The following is a 14,904-nucleotide window of genomic DNA, read 5'->3' as shown; positions in this document are numbered from 1 at the left end:
GACCGCTTCTCACCCCACAAGGGGAGAAGGACAAAGCGAGCGTTTCGCAACCGTGATGTGCACGGCGCCACAAATCACTTGACGTGAAAGCGCGCCGGATCAATCTTCACTGTTAAGAAAAAAATACGACTGAGTGGAAACACTGGAGTCGTGCGGTCATGTACCGGGGAACAAGCTTCGCGAAGCCGAGGCATCACCTGCCGGGAACACAAAATGGGGAATTCAGACAGATGAGCACGATTACCACTGCCCTGGAGCAGCCTGCTGAAGGCAAGCTGCTCCGCAACATCGACTGGCGCGGCGCCTTCTGGGTGGCGAGCGGCGTTCCTGCCCTTGTCCTGTTTTCGATCGGCGGCATTGCCGGCACGACCGGAACGCTGGCCTTTGGGATCTGGATTGCTTCCATGATCATGGGCTTCCTGCAATCCTTCACCTATGCCGAGATCGCCGGCCTGTTCCCGAACAAGTCGGGCGGCGCCTCGATCTACGGCGCCACCGCCTGGCTGCGTTATTCCAAGTTCATCGCGCCGCTGTCGGTGTGGTGCAACTGGTTCGCCTGGTCGCCGGTGCTGTCGCTGGGCTGCTCGATCGCCGCCGCCTATATTCTCAACGCGCTGGCGCCGGTGCCGCTGTTCACCGAGGCGTCGCCGGACGTCGTCGCCTATATCGCGGCGCATGCCGGAACGGTGCCTGCCGACGCCATCGCCGCGGTGACCGCAGCGGCCACGCCGGCGATCCGCAACTGGACGCTGTTCAGCCACACGCTAGGTCCTGTCTCCTTCACCCTCAATGCCACTTTCTTCATCGGCGCCGTGCTGATGCTGATCATCTTCTCGATCCAGCATCGCGGCATTCTCGGCACCGCCAATGTGCAGAAGTATATCGGCCTCCTGGTCATCATCCCGATGCTGATCGTCGGTGTCGTGCCGATCGTCACCGGCCAGATCAACTGGGCGAACTTTTCGCCGCTGGTGCCGCTGGCGGCGGCTTACGCGCCGGAGCCCGGCTCGTGGAACATTGCCGGCTGGACGCTGGTGCTGGGCGGCATGTTCATCGCCGCATGGTCGACCTATGGTTTTGAGACCGCCGTCTGCTACACATCGGAGTTCAAGAACCCGGGCACCGACACGTTCAAGGCGATTTTCTATTCCGGCCTGCTCTGCATGCTTCTGTTCATCCTGGTGCCCTTCACCTTCCAGGGCGTGCTGGGCCTCAACGGCATGCTGGCGACGCCGATCGTCGACGGCTCGGGTGTCGCCGATGCACTGGCCGGCATGGTCGGGGGTGGCGCATTGATCCACAGCCTCTTGGTGATGCTGATGATCCTGGCGCTGGTGCTGTGCATCATGACGGCAATGGCCGGCTCGTCGCGCACGCTCTACCAGGGCTCGGTCGATGGCTGGCTGCCGCGCTATCTCAGCCACGTCAACGAGCATGGCGCGCCGACGCGCGCCATGTGGACCGATCTCGTCTTCAACCTGATCGTGCTGGCCATCGCCTCGGCCGACGCGACGAGCTTCTTCTTCATCCTCGCCGTGTCGAACTGCGGCTACATCATCTTCAACTTCCTCAACCTCAATGCCGGCTGGATCCACCGCATCGACAACGGCCACATCAACCGGCCTTGGAAGGCGCCGAGCTGGCTGCTCGGCCTCGGCGCCATCTTCGCCTATGTAAACGCCATCTTCATGGGCGCCGGCGCCAAGGTGTGGAACCCGATGGCGCTCTGGGCCGGCCTGATCACAGCCGCCTTGATCATCCCGGTGTTCTGCTACCGGCACTACGTCCAAGACAAGGGCAAGTTCCCCGACCACATGCTGGCCGACCTCGGCATGGCGGGCGCAGACCTCTCGGTCAAAAAGGCAGGCATGCTGCCCTACCTGACGCTGGTCGCCGGCCTGGTGGTGATGCTGCTCGCCAACTGGTACTTCGTCGTCTGAAAGTGATGGCTTGAAAAGAATGGGCGCGCTTCGGCGCGCCCGTTTCTTTTTGTGGCAGACGTCAGCCGGCCTTGCGGATGACCGCTTCGGAGCCTTCGAAGAACCGGTTCGGCGGACGCTTCAGGCCGAGATTCTCGCGCAAGGTGGTGCCCTCATACTCGCGCCGGAAGAGCTTTCGCCGCTGCAGCTCGGGCACCACCTTCTCGGCGAAGTCGTCGAGCCCGGCTGGCAGATAGGGGAACATGACGTTGAAGCCGTCTGACCCTTCGGCAAACAGCCATTCCTCCATCGAATCGGCGATGGTTTTCGGCGTGCCGACGAAAGCAAGGCCGGAATAGCCGCCGAGCCGCTGCGCCAGCTGGCGGACGGTCAAAGTCTCCCGGCGCGCCAGCTCGATGACGCGCTCACGGCCGCTCTTCGAGGCATTGGTCTCGGGGATTTCGGGCAAGGGCGCGTCGGGATCGAAGCCGGATGCGTCGTGCCCCAGCGCGATCGACAGCGAGGCAATGCCGCTCTCGTAATAGACCAGGCTGTCGAGCTTGGCGCGTTTGGCCTGTGCTTCCTCGACACTGTCGCCGACGATGACGAAGGCGCCGGGCAGGATCTTGATGTCGTCGCGCGAACGGCCGAGCTTCTCGGCCCGGCTTTTGACATCGGCAAAGAAGCGCTGCCCAGCCGCCAGATCGGAATGGGCGGCGAAGATCACCTCCGCCGTTTCGGCTGCCAGCTGCCGCCCGGCCTCAGATGCGCCGGCCTGGACGATGACCGGCCAGCCCTGCACCGGCCGCGCAATGTTGAGCGGGCCGCGCACCGAGAGATGCTCACCCTTATGGTCGAGCACATGCAGCTTCGCGGGATCGAAATAGAGCCCGCTCTCGGCGTCGCGGATGAAGGCGTCGTCGGCAAAGCTGTCCCAGAGGCCGGTCACCACATCGTAGAATTCCCGCGCATTGTGATAGCGCTCGTCGTGCTCGACATGCTCGTCGAGGCCGAAGTTCAGCGCGGCGTCGGGATTGGATGTGGTGACGATGTTCCAGCCGGCGCGGCCGCCGCTGATATGGTCGAGCGAGGCGAAGCGACGGGCAATGTGATAGGGCGCGTCGAAGGTCGTCGATGCGGTGGCGACAAGGCCGATATGATCAGTGACGGCGGCGAGCGCCGACAGCAGCGTGAACGGCTCGAACGAGGTCACCGTGTGGCTGCGCCGTAGCGCCTCGATCGGCATGTTGAGAACGGCCAGATGGTCGGCCATGAAGAAGGCGTCGAACTTCGCCGCCTCAAGCGTCTGCGCGAAGCGCTTCAGATGGGCGAAGTTGAAGTTGGCATCGGGATATGAGCCGGGATAGCGCCAGGCCCCGGTGTGAAGACTGACCGGACGCATGAAGGCGCCGAGCCGCAATTGCTTATTGTCTACCATGGGATGATCACCTGATGCGAACGAGCGTTGCCGCTCCGATATGTAAGCAGGATCGGACGGCTTTGCCGTCCTGGAAAGGAATTCTGTTTTGCAAAACCGGCGCCGCGAAGCATTTTCATACAGGTGGCCGTTCAACCTATTTTGATGAACCCTGGTGTTGAGATACTTGCCTGGGCGCTCGGTGCCACCGGCAAGGAGAAAGCCAGAACGCCGCACGTCAAGCGTACGGCGTTCCAGCATTTTCCAAGGAAGATCCTGTGCCCCAGCAGCGCCTACTCGGCGGCCAGCGCCAGTGGCGGCCTGTCATTGTCCTGCACCGCCTCATCAGCCGGCTTCCTGCCTTTCTTCGGCTCGCGGCCGAAGAACAGCGCGTAGCCTGCCGGCAGCACCAGAATGGTGAGTACGGTGGCGACGAGGATGCCGCCCATCATGGCGTAGGCGAGCGGTCCCCAGAACACCGCACGCGAGATCGGGATCAGCGCCAGCACCGCCGTCATCGCCGTCAGCACGATCGGCCGGAAACGGCGCACGGCCGAGCCGATGATGGCCTCCGATCGGTCCATCCCCCTGGCGATGTCCTGATCGATCTGGTCGACCAGGATGATCGAGTTGCGCATGATGATGCCGAGCAGCGCGATGACACCGAGGATGGCGACGAAGCCGAACGGCGCGCCGCTGATCAACAGAGCCGCCGCCGCACCGATGATGCCGAGCGGACCGGTGGCCAGCACGAGCATCGCCTTGCCGAAATGCTGCAGCTGGATCATCAGGAGCACGACGATGACGGCCAGCATGATCGGCGCCTTGGCGGCAATCGAGGCCTGGCTTTCGGCGGAATCTTCCGCACCGCCCTGGATCTCGATCTTGTAGCCGGGCGCCAGGCCGGCGCGCATGCCCTGCATGTCATTGTAGAGCTTGGTGACGACGTCGTTCGACTGCACGCCATCCGGCAGCGTGGCGCGCACCGAGATGGTCGGCAGGCGGTCGCGCCGCCATTCGACGCCCTGCTCGAGCACCGGCACCACCTTGGCCACCTGCGACAGCGGCACGAAGCCGCCGAAATCGGTCGGGATATAGACCGAGTCGACCGAGGACAGCAGGCTGCGGCTGGCGTCCGGTTCGCGGGCGACGATGGAAACCGTCTCCTCGCCATCACGGAAGTCATCGAGCGGCGCGCCGGACATCGCTGCCTGCAGCATCTGGCGGATGCGCTGCGAGGTGACGCCAAGCGCACGGGCGCGGTCCTGGTCGATGACCAGCTTCATCGCTGGTACCGGCTCCAGCCAGTCGTCATGGACGGCGCCGAGCAGCGGATTTCCGGCGAATTTCGCCTTCACCTGGTCGGCGATGCGGCGCACCTCCTGGCGGTCCGGACCCATGATGCGCATCTGCACCGGCCAGCCGGTCGGCGGGCCGAGGAACAGACGATCGACCTTGGAACGGATCGAGGGGAAATCCTGCGCCAGGATTGAGCGCAGCTTGAGGATCAGCCGCTCGCGCGCCGGTTCGTCATTGGCCATCACCAGAAGCTGCGCATAGTTCGGATTGCGCAATTGCTGGTCGAGCGGCAGGAAGAAGCGCGGCGCGCCTTCGCCGATATAGGTGGCGATGAAGCGCTTGTCCTTGTCGTCCATCATCCGGGCTTCCAGCGCCTTGGCCTGCGTCTCGACTTCCTTGATCGAGGTCCCCTCAGGCAACCAGAGATCGACGAGGATTTCCGGCCGCGAGGATTGCGGGAAGAAGTTTTGTGGGATGAACTGGAACGCCCACAGGCTGGTGGCGAAGGTGACCAGCGTCATCACCAGAACGATGATGCGGTGGCGCACCGCCCAGCCAACCGTGGCGCGCAGCCGCCGGTAGAAGCCGGTGTCGAAGGCGTCATGATGGTTGCCGGCATGCTTGCGCTGCTTGAGGATCATGTAGCCCAGCCACGGCGTGAAATAGACGGCGACGAACCACGACACGACGAGCGCGATGCCGACGACATAGAACAGCGTGCGCACATATTCGCCTGCGGTCGAGGCGGCGAAGCCAACCGGGATGAAGCCGGCGATAGTGATCAGCGTGCCGCTCAGCATCGGGAAGGCGGTCGAGGAATAGGCGAAGCTCGCCGCCTCGATCTTGACCAGCCCCTCCTCCAGCTTGCGCTCCATCATCTCGACGACGATCATGGCGTCGTCGACCAACAGCCCGAGCGCGATGATCAGGGCGCCGAGCGAAATGCGCTGCAGATCGATGCCGAGCTCGTACATGATTGCGAAGGTGGCGGCCAGCACCAGCGGAATGGCAATGGCGATGACCAGGCCGGAACGCCAGCCGATCGACAGCAGCGAGACAGCAAGCACGATCAGCAGCGCCTCGCCGAGCGCCTCCATGAACTCGTTGACGGCGTCCTTGACAACCTCGGGCTGGTTGGAAATCTGGTCGACCGCAACGCCGTAGGGCAGCGCTTCCTCAAAGCGCTTGTAGGTCGCCTCGACATCCGTGCCGACGTCCCTGACGTTAAAACCCTTGGCCATGACGACGCCGACCTGGACGCTTTCATGGCCGTTGAAGCGGTACTTGCGCTGATAGGGATCTTCGAGACCGGAACTCACGGTGGCAATATCGCCAAGACGTGTCACCTGACCACCGGCGCGCAGGCGCAATTCCCTGATGTCGGCAGCCTTGGTGACATCGCCCTCGACCGAGATGCGCACCGAGCGCAGGCCGGTGTCGACGGAGCCCGCCGGATCGACATTGTTCTGGCCCTTGATGGCGTTCTGCAGGTCGGTCAGCGTCAGGCCGCGTTCGGCCAGGGCCTTGGACGAGACGTCGATATAAAGCTTCTCCGGCTGGTCGCCGATGATGACGGCCTTCTCGACGCCCGGCGTCGTCAGCAGCATGTCGCGAGCCTGGGTGGCGAATTTCTTCAGCTCCGGATAGCTGTAGCCGTCGCCGCCGATCGAGTGCAGGGTGATGAAGGTGTCGCCGAACTCGTCGTTGAAATAGGGCCCGAGCAGGCCTTGCGGCAGGTCGCCGGAGATGTCGCCAACCTTCTTGCGCACCTGGTAGAAGGCGTCCTTCACCTCCTCTGCATTGGTGTCGCCCTTGATCTGGACGGTGATGATGGCGCTGCCGGCGCGGGTGTAGGAACGGACGAAGTCGAGGTGCGGCGTTTCCTGCAGCTTGCGCTCGATCTTGTTGACGACCTGGTCTTCCATCTCCTGGATCGAGGAGCCCGGCCAGATCGCCTGGACGACCATGACGCGGAAAGTGAAATCGGGGTCTTCCTTCTGGCCCATGCGCATCAGGCCGAGCGCGCCGGCAATGATGATCAGACCGAACAGGAAGCGCGCGATCGAGGGATGGCCGATGGCCCAGCGCGAAAGATTGAAAGACTGCTTTTCAGTGCTGTCGGTGGTGGTCATCGGCGTCAGTCCAATTCGTTGATCGTGCGCGCATACGCTTTGCATGCAGCTAGGATATTCCGATGCTGGCTTCCGGGCGGCGAGGCTTTCCGAGCGGAGAGACACTCATCGCGGTGGGACGCGCGGATCGATGCGGGGGAACTCGATCTTGGCGTCTCGACCATCGGGCGCTCGCCGCCCGGAAACCCTGAATTCGCTTGCCCAGCCCTTTCGCCGAAGCGACGATCAAGCCGGCTTCATGCCTGCGGTCAGCGCAGGGCCTTTGCGGCATCGCCTTCCGCAGAGGCGGCCTGGACCGCATCGCCGGTCAGCTTGACCTTGAGATTCTCGGTCATGAACTGGGTGCCGGCGGCAACGACGACATCCCCCGGCTTGAGCCCGTCGGCGACGCTGACGCCGTCGGCGGTGAACTCCGCAACCTTGACCAGGCGCTCGTGCACCGTCTCGCCGGCGCGGTCGACGGTCCAGACAATCTTGCGACCATCCTTTTCCGCAAGCGCGCTGAGCGGGATCGACACCATCTCCTGCTTCTTGGCCACCGAGGCCTCGATGTTGGCGGTCATGCCGAGCAGCACGCGCGGGTCGTCGGGCAGCGAGACGCGGACGGCAAAGGTGCGCGACTGCTGGTCGGCGCTGCCGGCGACTTCACGCACTTTGCCGGAGAGCGCCAGCGCGTCATCGGACCAGAAGCTGGCCTTGACGTCCTTTCCCGGCTTGAAGGCGGCGATGTCCATTTCGGGAACCGCGATCAGCACTTCCTTTTCGCCGTCGACGGCGACGGTCATCACAGGCGTTCCGGCGCCGACCACCTGGCCGACATCGGCCGAGACCGCCGTGACGATGCCGTTCTCGCTCGCCTTGAGATCGGTGTAGACGACCTGGTTCTGCGCCTGGGCAAGGGTAGAGCGGGCGGCATCGCGCGTCGCTACCGCCTGGTTGTAGCTCAGCGTCGCCTGTTCGAGCTGCGACTTGGAGGTGAAGTTCTTGGCAAAAAGCTGTTCGGCGCGCTTGCGGGACAGATCGACCGTCTCGACCTGCCGCTCGGCGGCGTCGAGGCTGGCCTTGGCGCTCTTGACCGACAACTCATAGTCCGTGGGATCGATACGGGCTAGCACATCGCCTGTCGTCACATGCTGGCCGATGTCGACCAGACGCTCAGTGACCTTGCCCGAGATGCGAAAGCCGAGGTTCATTTCGGTACGGGCTCGCACCGAGCCGGAATAGGTGAGTTCGCGACTCTTTTCGGCCTGGCCGATCTCGACCACCTTGACCGGACGGATGATGTCCTGGACCTCGGTCTTCTCCTGGCTGCAGGCGGCGAGCCCGAGCGTGGCGACGATCAGGCCGGCGACCGGCAGCTTGCGGATGATGGAACTGGACAAAGACACTTTCGTACTCCCGACTGGAGATGAACGGTCGACACCGGCGCCCGGCGGGCGGCGGCTATTACTTCAGAGCCTTGATCGCGTAATCGATGAGATCGTCGGGCATCGCCCGATTGGTCTTGGCAAGGCACTGCGCCACCATTTGCGGGTGGCACAGAATGACGGTGGCGGCGCCGAAGCAGCGCGATGCGATGACCGGATCCTGGTCGGCAAACTCGCCGGCCTCGATGCCCTCGCGGATGACCTCGGCAAACAGGTCGTGAATGCTGTCGATATGCTTGTCGATGACGCCCCAGTCGCGCTCGAGCGCGACGATGACCATTTCGTGGACCTTCTGGTCGTCGAGCATGACTTCCAGTGTCATCTTGTACTGCGCATGCACGTAGCGGCGCAGCCGCTCCTCGGCGCTGATCGGCAACCGGGAAATCTCGTAGGCCATGTTGTAGCTGGCGAGGAGCATGCGGCCGCAGACGGCCTGGTGGATTTCGACCTTGGAGGCGAAGAAACGGTAAATGTTGGCCGGCGACATGCCGAGTTCGCGGGCGATGTCGGCGACATTGGTCTTGCCGTAACCATAGTGCCGGAACAGGCGTTCGGCACAGTCGAGAATGCGAGTGACATTCTCCTGGCGGGTGGAGTCGGCCATTATGCTGGCGGCTTCGGACATGGCTCTCTGTCGATTAACGAGTGACGAATTTCAACTTTCGTCACTCGTAAATCGAAAAGAGGGAAGTGTCAATGCGAATTCGACGTACGCGTATAATTTGGTGACAGATGGTGACAGAGGGTGTGCGCGAACTCGACCTTGCGTGCCGTTGCGCTCTGGAACTAAGATCCGTTCGCCATTTCCCGCAGCTGAAACTTCTGGATCTTCCCCGTCGATGTCTTCGGGATCTCGGCAAAAATCACCGCCTTCGGCACCTTGAAGCGGGCGAGCAGCGCGCGGCAGTGTTCGATGATCTCGGCCTCGCTTGCCACCTTGCCGGGCTTCAGCTCGACATAGGCGACCGGCACCTCGCCCCATTTGTCGTCTGCCTTGGCGACGACGCCGCAGGACGCCACGGACGGGTGTTTGTAGAGGGCTTCCTCGACCTCGATCGATGAAATGTTCTCGCCGCCGGAGATGATGATGTCCTTGGAGCGGTCCTTGAGCTGGATGTAGCCGTCGGGATGCATGACGCCGAGGTCGCCGGAGTGGAACCAGCCGCCGGCGAAAGCCTCGTCGGTCGCCTTCCTGTTCTTCAGATAGCCCTTCATGACAATGTTGCCGCGGAACATGACCTCGCCGATGGTCTCGCCGTCGGCCGGCGTCTTCTGCATCGTCTCCGCGTCCATCACCGTCAGGCCTTCGAGTGCGGCATAGCGCACGCCCTGCCTGGCCTTTCTGGCGCTGCGTTCGCCCTTGTCGAGACCGTCCCAGGCGGTGTGCCATTCGTTGACGACCGCCGGGCCATAGGTCTCGGTCAGGCCGTAGAGATGGGTGACGGCAAAGCCGGCATCGGCCATGCCTGACAGCACGGCTTCCGGCGGCGGCGCGGCAGCGGTGTTGAAGGTAACGGTCTGCGGGAAGTGGCGCTTGTCCTCATCGCTGGCGTTGATGAGCACCGACATGACGACCGGCGCACCGCAAAGATGTGTGACGCCGTGGTCGGCGATGGCATCGTAGATCGGCTTCGGCCGCACCCAGCGCAGGCAGACATGGGTGCCGGCCTGGACGGCCATTGTCCATGGGAAGCACCAACCATTGCAGTGGAACATCGGCAGCGTCCACAGATAGACGGCGTGCTTGGCCATGCCGGCATGGATGGTGTTGGTGTAAGCCATCAGGGCAGCGCCGCGATGGTGGTAGACGACGCCCTTCGGATTGCCTGTCGTGCCGGAGGTGTAGTTGAGCGAGATGGCGTCCCATTCGTCGTCGGGCATCGACCAGGCGTAGCCCTGGTCACCGCCGGCGACGAACGCCTCATAGTCGATCGCGCCGATGCGCTCGCCCTTGGGATAGGGTGCATCGGCGGCATAGTCGGGATCGTCATAGTCGATGACCAGCGGCTTCACCTTGGCCAGTGCCAGTGCCTGTTTGACGACAGCGGAAAATTCGCGGTCGACGATGAGCACCTTGGTCTCGGCATGGTCGAGCTGGAACGCGATGACGGCGGCATCGAGCCTTGTGTTGAGCGAATGCAGCACCGCTTTGGCCATCGGCACGCCGAAATGCGCCTCCAGCATGGGGGGCGTGTTGGACAGCATGACGGTCACCGTATCACCCTTGCCGATGCCGCGCTTCGACAGCGCCGAGGCCAGCTTCAGCGAGCGCCGCCAGAAGGTGCGATAGGTGATGCGCTGGCTGCCATGGATGATGGCGACATGATCGGGATAGGTGCTTGCCGCCCGCTCCAGATAAGTGAGCGGCGTCAGCGGCTGATGGTTGGCGGCGTTCTTGCCGAGATCCTGCTCGTAGGGACTGCCCATCCCGTGCTCCCCGAATTTTCATTGTTGAGAACTTCTAACCACAGGTTCCCGCCACGTCACCATCGGCAATTCCCGACCGGGCACATTTGGCGCAATGATCGTCCAGATTCGATGGGCAAAGAGGTATCGTGTACCCACGCCAGTTTGACTTTTGTCGAGAGCCGTGAATAATGTCAGCCGAGGAGACGGCATGGCGATCCGACCGGCAGAACAGCTTATCCACAAGGCCGCATGGCTCTATTATGCCCATGGTCTGCGCCAGGACCAGGTCGCCAGCCAGCTTAACATTTCCCGCGCCTCGGTCGCCATGTATTTGCGCAAGGCGCGCGAGACCGGCATCGTCAACATCTCGACCTCGACGCAGCTGTTCACCGACGACGTGCTTGCGCGCCAGCTCGAGGACGCGCTCAAGCTTGATGCGGTGTGGATCGCGCCGGAGAATGCCTATGTCGTCGACCCTTCGACGGACGTTGCGGTGCTGGCGGCGGGCGTCTTTCTCGAACTGGTCAAGAAGGGCGACCGGATCGGCGTCGCCTGGGGCCGCACCGTCTACACTATCGCCGACGTCATGTCCTATGCCGACCTGCAGGACGTCACCGTTGTGCAGCTCTGCGGCAATCTCGGCGCGCCCTACTCCTACCGTCCCGACCAGTGCACGATGGAGATCGCCCGGCGGCTCAACGCCAAGGGCCTCAATTTCTACGCGCCGCTGGTGCTGACGACGGAATTGCTGGCGCATGGGCTGCGCGCCGAACCGGTGATCCGCGAACAACTGGCCGATATTGCCAACTGCGATCTGGCGCTCTATTCGGTCGGCACGGTCGATGGCGACAGCCATGTCGTCAAATGCGGCGCGCTCAGCCCCGGCGAGATGGGGCTGTTGCGCGAAGCGGGCGCCGCCGGAGTCGTTGCCGGCCAGATCATCGATGCCACCGGCAAGGCGCTCGACTGCAGCTACAACCGCCGCGTCATCTCGGCCTCGCTGTCGTCACTGCGCCAGATCGAAAAGCGGCTGATGGTGGTCCAGGAAGACAGCAAGTTCGAACCGCTGCTCGCAGCACTCGCCGGCGGACTCTGCACGCATCTGGTCGTCGGCGCCGGCATGGCGCGGCGGCTGCTCGAATATGCCGGAGCCAGCGCGGGGGCAAAAAAGGCTTCCTGACAAACGAAATCCTTGCAGCGGCGCATTGTCATCAAGGCGTCGCGGCACTCCTGTTCACAGCAACATCAAAGACAGCAAAGCGGACATAGCGACATGAAGAACCTTTGGAATGACGACGACGCGGAAAGACTGGTGGGCGATTATGCGAAAAAGGGCGTGGCCCGCGACCTCGCGTTGCGCGTCTACACCACCCGGCTGCTCGGCGGCGAGCCGCGGCTGGTGCTGCATGGCGGCGGCAACACTTCCTGCAAGACCAAGGCCATAGACCTCGTCGGCGACGAATGGGACGTGCTGTGCGTCAAGGGCAGCGGCTGGGACATGGGTGTGATCGAGCCGCAAGGCCTGCCGGCGGTCAAGCTCGGCGCGCTGCTGAAGGCGCGTGCGCTGGCCAGCCTCGCCGACGAGGACATGGTGGCGCTGCAGCGGGCGAACCTCATCGACCCCGCCTCCCCCAATCCATCGGTCGAGACGCTGCTGCACGCCTTCCTGCCGCATAAATTCGTCGACCACACGCATTCGACCGCGATCCTCGCCATCGTCGACCAGCCGGACAGCAAGCCGCTGATCAAGACCGTGTTCGGCGACAAGATGGGGTACGTGCCCTACATCAAGCCGGGCTTCGACCTCGCCAAGGTGGCCGCCGATGTCTACGACGCCGACCCCAGCGTCGAAGGCCTGATCCTCGACAAGCATGGCATCTTCACCTTCGGCGACGATGCGAAGCAGGCCTATGACCGCATGATCCATTATGTGAACGTGGCCGAAGACTATGTGGCGAAGAACGGCAAGCCGAAGACAGCGAAAGCCGCACTGCCGGCCAAGCTCGCAACGCCGGCAGCGATCGCGCCGATGCTGCGTGGCGCGGTCGCGGTGGCGCGTGGCGAAGGCCGCTTCGACCGCATGATCAGCGATTTCCGCACTTCGGACGCCATCGTCGATTTCATCAACTCGGCCGGCATTGCAGACTATGCCGGACGCGGCGTGTCGACGCCCGATCTGTCGATCCGCATCAAGACCGGACCGATGGCGGTTCCGGCGCCAGACGCCGACAAGGCCGGCGACTACAAGGCCGTCATCAAGAGCCATGTCGACGCCTTCGCCAACGACTACCGCGCCTATTTCGAAACCAATGACGCGCTGGACGACGTCGAGCGCACCATGCTCGACCCGATGCCACGGCTGACGCTGGTGCCGGGCCTCGGCATGTTCGGCCATGGCCGCACGCTGAAGGATGCGAAGATCGCATCTGATGTCGGCGAGATGTGGATCGAGGCGGTGCGCGGCGCCGAGGCCGTCGGCAGTTTCCATCCTCTATCGAAGGCCGATCTCTTCCCGCTGGAGTACTGGTCGCTTGAGCAGGCCAAGCTCGCCTCCAACAAGCCGAAGCCGCTGACCGGCCAGGTGGTGCTGATCACTGGCGGCGCCGGCGCGATCGGTGCTGCGACGGCAAAACTGTTCGCCGCCAATGGCGCGCATGCCGTCGTCGTCGATCTCGATGCGGCCAGGGCGGCCGAGGCGGCAAAGGCAGCCGGCAACAATTCGATCGGCGTCGGCGCCGACATCACCAACCCGGCCGAGCTGCGCGCCGCCTTCGACAAAGCTGTCGCTGTCTATGGCGGCGTCGACATTCTGGTCTCCAACGCCGGTGCCGCCTGGGAAGGCCGCATCGGCGAGCTCGACGATGCCCTGCTGCGCAAGAGTTTCGAGCTCAACTTCTTCGCCCACCAGTCGGCGGCGCAGAACGCGGTGCGCATCATGCTGGAACAGGGCACCGGCGGTGTGTTGTTGTTCAACACCTCCAAGCAGGCGGTCAACCCGGGTCCGAAATTCGGCGCCTATGGTGTGCCGAAGGCGGCGACGCTATTCCTGTCCCGGCAATATGCGCTCGACTACGGCGCGCACGGCATCCGCTCCAATGCGGTCAACGCCGACCGCATCCGCTCCGGCCTGTTGACCGACGCCATGATCGCCAGCCGTTCCGGCGCGCGCGGCGTGTCGGAGAAGGAATACATGTCGGGCAATCTGCTCGGACAGGAGGTGACGGCAGAAGACGTGGCGCAGGCCTTCCTGCACCAAGCATTGGCCGAACGCACCACCGCCGATGTGACGACGGTCGACGGTGGCAACATCGCCGCAGCGCTGCGCTAGACATAGACCTGGAGCGGTTCATCGTTCACCAAAACGACGAACCGCTCTCCCACCTGAAGGACTCCAGGCGGAGAACTGCTTTTGCAGGTCGTGCTGAAAAACTGCTCGAACTGGTCAAAATCCACTCCAATCCTTGGCCTATTGCTCGACCACTTTAGGGCGCGCCTTGTGTTTCGCATGCGAGCTCCGACCCTGATCCTTGGTGGAGTTGTCGATGGCTGCGAAGAGACTTCGTGTCGGCTTGCTGTTCGGCGGGCGCTCCGCCGAGCATGAGGTGTCGCTGCTTTCGGCAACCAATGTCATAGCCGCGCTGGACCCGGCGAAATACGACGCCGTTCCCATCTTCGTCACCCGCGAAGGCCAATGGCTGCTGAGCAATTTCAAGGACGGCGCGCTGGCGACACCGTCTGATGGGACGCAGCTTTGCCTGGCGCCGGGCGGGCATGGGCGGATGCTGGCGATCCCCGCCAAGGGTGCGCCGCACGACCTGCCTGCCATCGAATATGGTGTTCCGGTACTGCACGCCTGCATGGCGAGGACGGCGCGGTGGCTGGTGCGAGTCGGGCGGTCATGATGCAGGGGCAGATTCCTAACAGATATTGTTAGACCTTGTTGGATGCATTATAATGTGGGTATGAAAAACGAACCTATGCGCACCCTCACCATATCCCTCACCGCGCAGCAGATAGCTCGCCTGCAAAGCGCTATCGAAGGTGGCGGTTATGCTTCCAACAGCGAGATTGTCCGCGACGCCCTGCGCTTATGGGAGCAGCGCGAGGAATTGCGCACGCTCGAACTCCAGCACTTGAAGCGGGCCTATGCCGACGGGATGGGCAGCGGCAAGCCAGTGGCTGTCGACCCCACCGAGTTCATCGGCAGCCTGAAGGCAGAACGCCGCGCCCGTGGCTAGCTATAGGCTCACACCGCGCGCTTCGCAGGATTTGCGAGACATCTGGCACACCATCGCCGCCGA

At 63.3% G+C, this 14,904-nt stretch carries 9 protein-coding genes and 1 pseudogene; 5 read left to right on the top strand and 5 right to left on the bottom strand.

The window, feature by feature from the left end:
• Positions 1 to 230 precede the first annotated feature (230 nt).
• A complete protein-coding gene (locus AC3EMP_RS12510) occupies positions 231 to 1,940 on the top strand; it encodes a trimethylamine N-oxide permease (RefSeq protein WP_352596839.1) in 1,710 nt (569 codons plus the stop codon).
• Between the two features lie 61 nt (positions 1,941 to 2,001).
• Here AC3EMP_RS12510 and AC3EMP_RS12505 read toward each other — a convergent pair whose 3' ends face one another.
• The 5 genes from AC3EMP_RS12505 to AC3EMP_RS12485 all read right to left on the bottom strand — a co-directional run bounded on the left by AC3EMP_RS12505 (position 2,002) and on the right by AC3EMP_RS12485 (position 10,621).
• Positions 2,002 to 3,357, bottom strand: a complete 1,356-nt coding sequence (locus AC3EMP_RS12505) for an LLM class flavin-dependent oxidoreductase (protein ID WP_352500471.1) — start codon at positions 3,355 to 3,357, stop codon at positions 2,002 to 2,004.
• Between the two features lie 272 nt (positions 3,358 to 3,629).
• Positions 3,630 to 6,767, bottom strand: coding sequence for an efflux RND transporter permease subunit (locus AC3EMP_RS12500; protein ID WP_352711056.1), 3,138 nt, complete (start codon positions 6,765 to 6,767; stop codon positions 3,630 to 3,632).
• A 248-nt stretch (positions 6,768 to 7,015) separates the two neighbouring features.
• The gene (locus AC3EMP_RS12495; protein ID WP_023692166.1) at positions 7,016 to 8,155 is read right to left on the bottom strand and encodes an efflux RND transporter periplasmic adaptor subunit; all 1,140 of its coding nucleotides are present in this window, start codon (positions 8,153 to 8,155) and stop codon (positions 7,016 to 7,018) included.
• 58 nt (positions 8,156 to 8,213) lie between these two features.
• Positions 8,214 to 8,819 carry a TetR/AcrR family transcriptional regulator gene (locus AC3EMP_RS12490; protein WP_023668564.1) on the bottom strand — a complete coding sequence of 202 codons (606 nt, stop codon included), beginning with the start codon at positions 8,817 to 8,819 and terminating at the stop codon, positions 8,214 to 8,216.
• Between the two features lie 161 nt (positions 8,820 to 8,980).
• A complete protein-coding gene (locus tag AC3EMP_RS12485) occupies positions 8,981 to 10,621 on the bottom strand; it encodes an acyl-CoA synthetase (RefSeq protein WP_352711054.1) in 1,641 nt (546 codons plus the stop codon).
• Between the two features lie 190 nt (positions 10,622 to 10,811).
• On the opposite strand from AC3EMP_RS12485, the gene AC3EMP_RS12480 reads away from it, so the two are divergent.
• The 4 genes and pseudogenes from AC3EMP_RS12480 (at position 10,812) to AC3EMP_RS12465 (ending at position 14,841) form a co-directional block, all read left to right on the top strand.
• Positions 10,812 to 11,783 carry a sugar-binding transcriptional regulator gene (locus tag AC3EMP_RS12480; protein WP_023709943.1) on the top strand — a complete coding sequence of 324 codons (972 nt, stop codon included), beginning with the start codon at positions 10,812 to 10,814 and terminating at the stop codon, positions 11,781 to 11,783.
• Between the two features lie 93 nt (positions 11,784 to 11,876).
• Positions 11,877 to 13,931 carry a bifunctional aldolase/short-chain dehydrogenase gene (locus AC3EMP_RS12475; RefSeq protein WP_023726356.1) on the top strand — a complete coding sequence of 685 codons (2,055 nt, stop codon included), beginning with the start codon at positions 11,877 to 11,879 and terminating at the stop codon, positions 13,929 to 13,931.
• 214 nt (positions 13,932 to 14,145) lie between these two features.
• A pseudogene (locus AC3EMP_RS12470) lies at positions 14,146 to 14,492 on the top strand (D-alanine--D-alanine ligase A); the annotation flags it as partial.
• A gap of 88 nt (positions 14,493 to 14,580) precedes the next feature.
• Positions 14,581 to 14,841, top strand: coding sequence for a ribbon-helix-helix domain-containing protein (locus tag AC3EMP_RS12465; protein ID WP_023692171.1), 261 nt, complete (start codon positions 14,581 to 14,583; stop codon positions 14,839 to 14,841).
• Positions 14,842 to 14,904: the final 63 nt, after the last annotated feature.

The sequence above is a fragment of the Mesorhizobium sp. P160219 genome (genome assembly GCF_057786095.1).
The sequence above is the reverse complement of the archived record's forward strand: the minus strand, read 5'-3'. Positions and strand labels throughout refer to the sequence as shown.

What these genes read in the sequence shown, in the direction of transcription:
- AC3EMP_RS12465 (WP_023692171.1), top strand. Translation starts at nt 14,581, where the DNA reads ATGCGCACCCTCACCATATCCCTCACCGCGCAGCAGATAGCTCGCCTG.
- AC3EMP_RS12490 (WP_023668564.1), bottom strand. Translation starts at nt 8,819, where the DNA reads ATGTCCGAAGCCGCCAGCATAATGGCCGACTCCACCCGCCAGGAGAAT.
- AC3EMP_RS12475 (WP_023726356.1), top strand. Translation starts at nt 11,877, where the DNA reads ATGAAGAACCTTTGGAATGACGACGACGCGGAAAGACTGGTGGGCGAT.
- AC3EMP_RS12485 (WP_352711054.1), bottom strand. Translation starts at nt 10,621, where the DNA reads ATGGGCAGTCCCTACGAGCAGGATCTCGGCAAGAACGCCGCCAACCAT.
- AC3EMP_RS12500 (WP_352711056.1), bottom strand. Translation starts at nt 6,767, where the DNA reads ATGACCACCACCGACAGCACTGAAAAGCAGTCTTTCAATCTTTCGCGC.
- AC3EMP_RS12505 (WP_352500471.1), bottom strand. Translation starts at nt 3,357, where the DNA reads ATGGTAGACAATAAGCAATTGCGGCTCGGCGCCTTCATGCGTCCGGTC.
- AC3EMP_RS12480 (WP_023709943.1), top strand. Translation starts at nt 10,812, where the DNA reads ATGGCGATCCGACCGGCAGAACAGCTTATCCACAAGGCCGCATGGCTC.
- AC3EMP_RS12510 (WP_352596839.1), top strand. Translation starts at nt 231, where the DNA reads ATGAGCACGATTACCACTGCCCTGGAGCAGCCTGCTGAAGGCAAGCTG.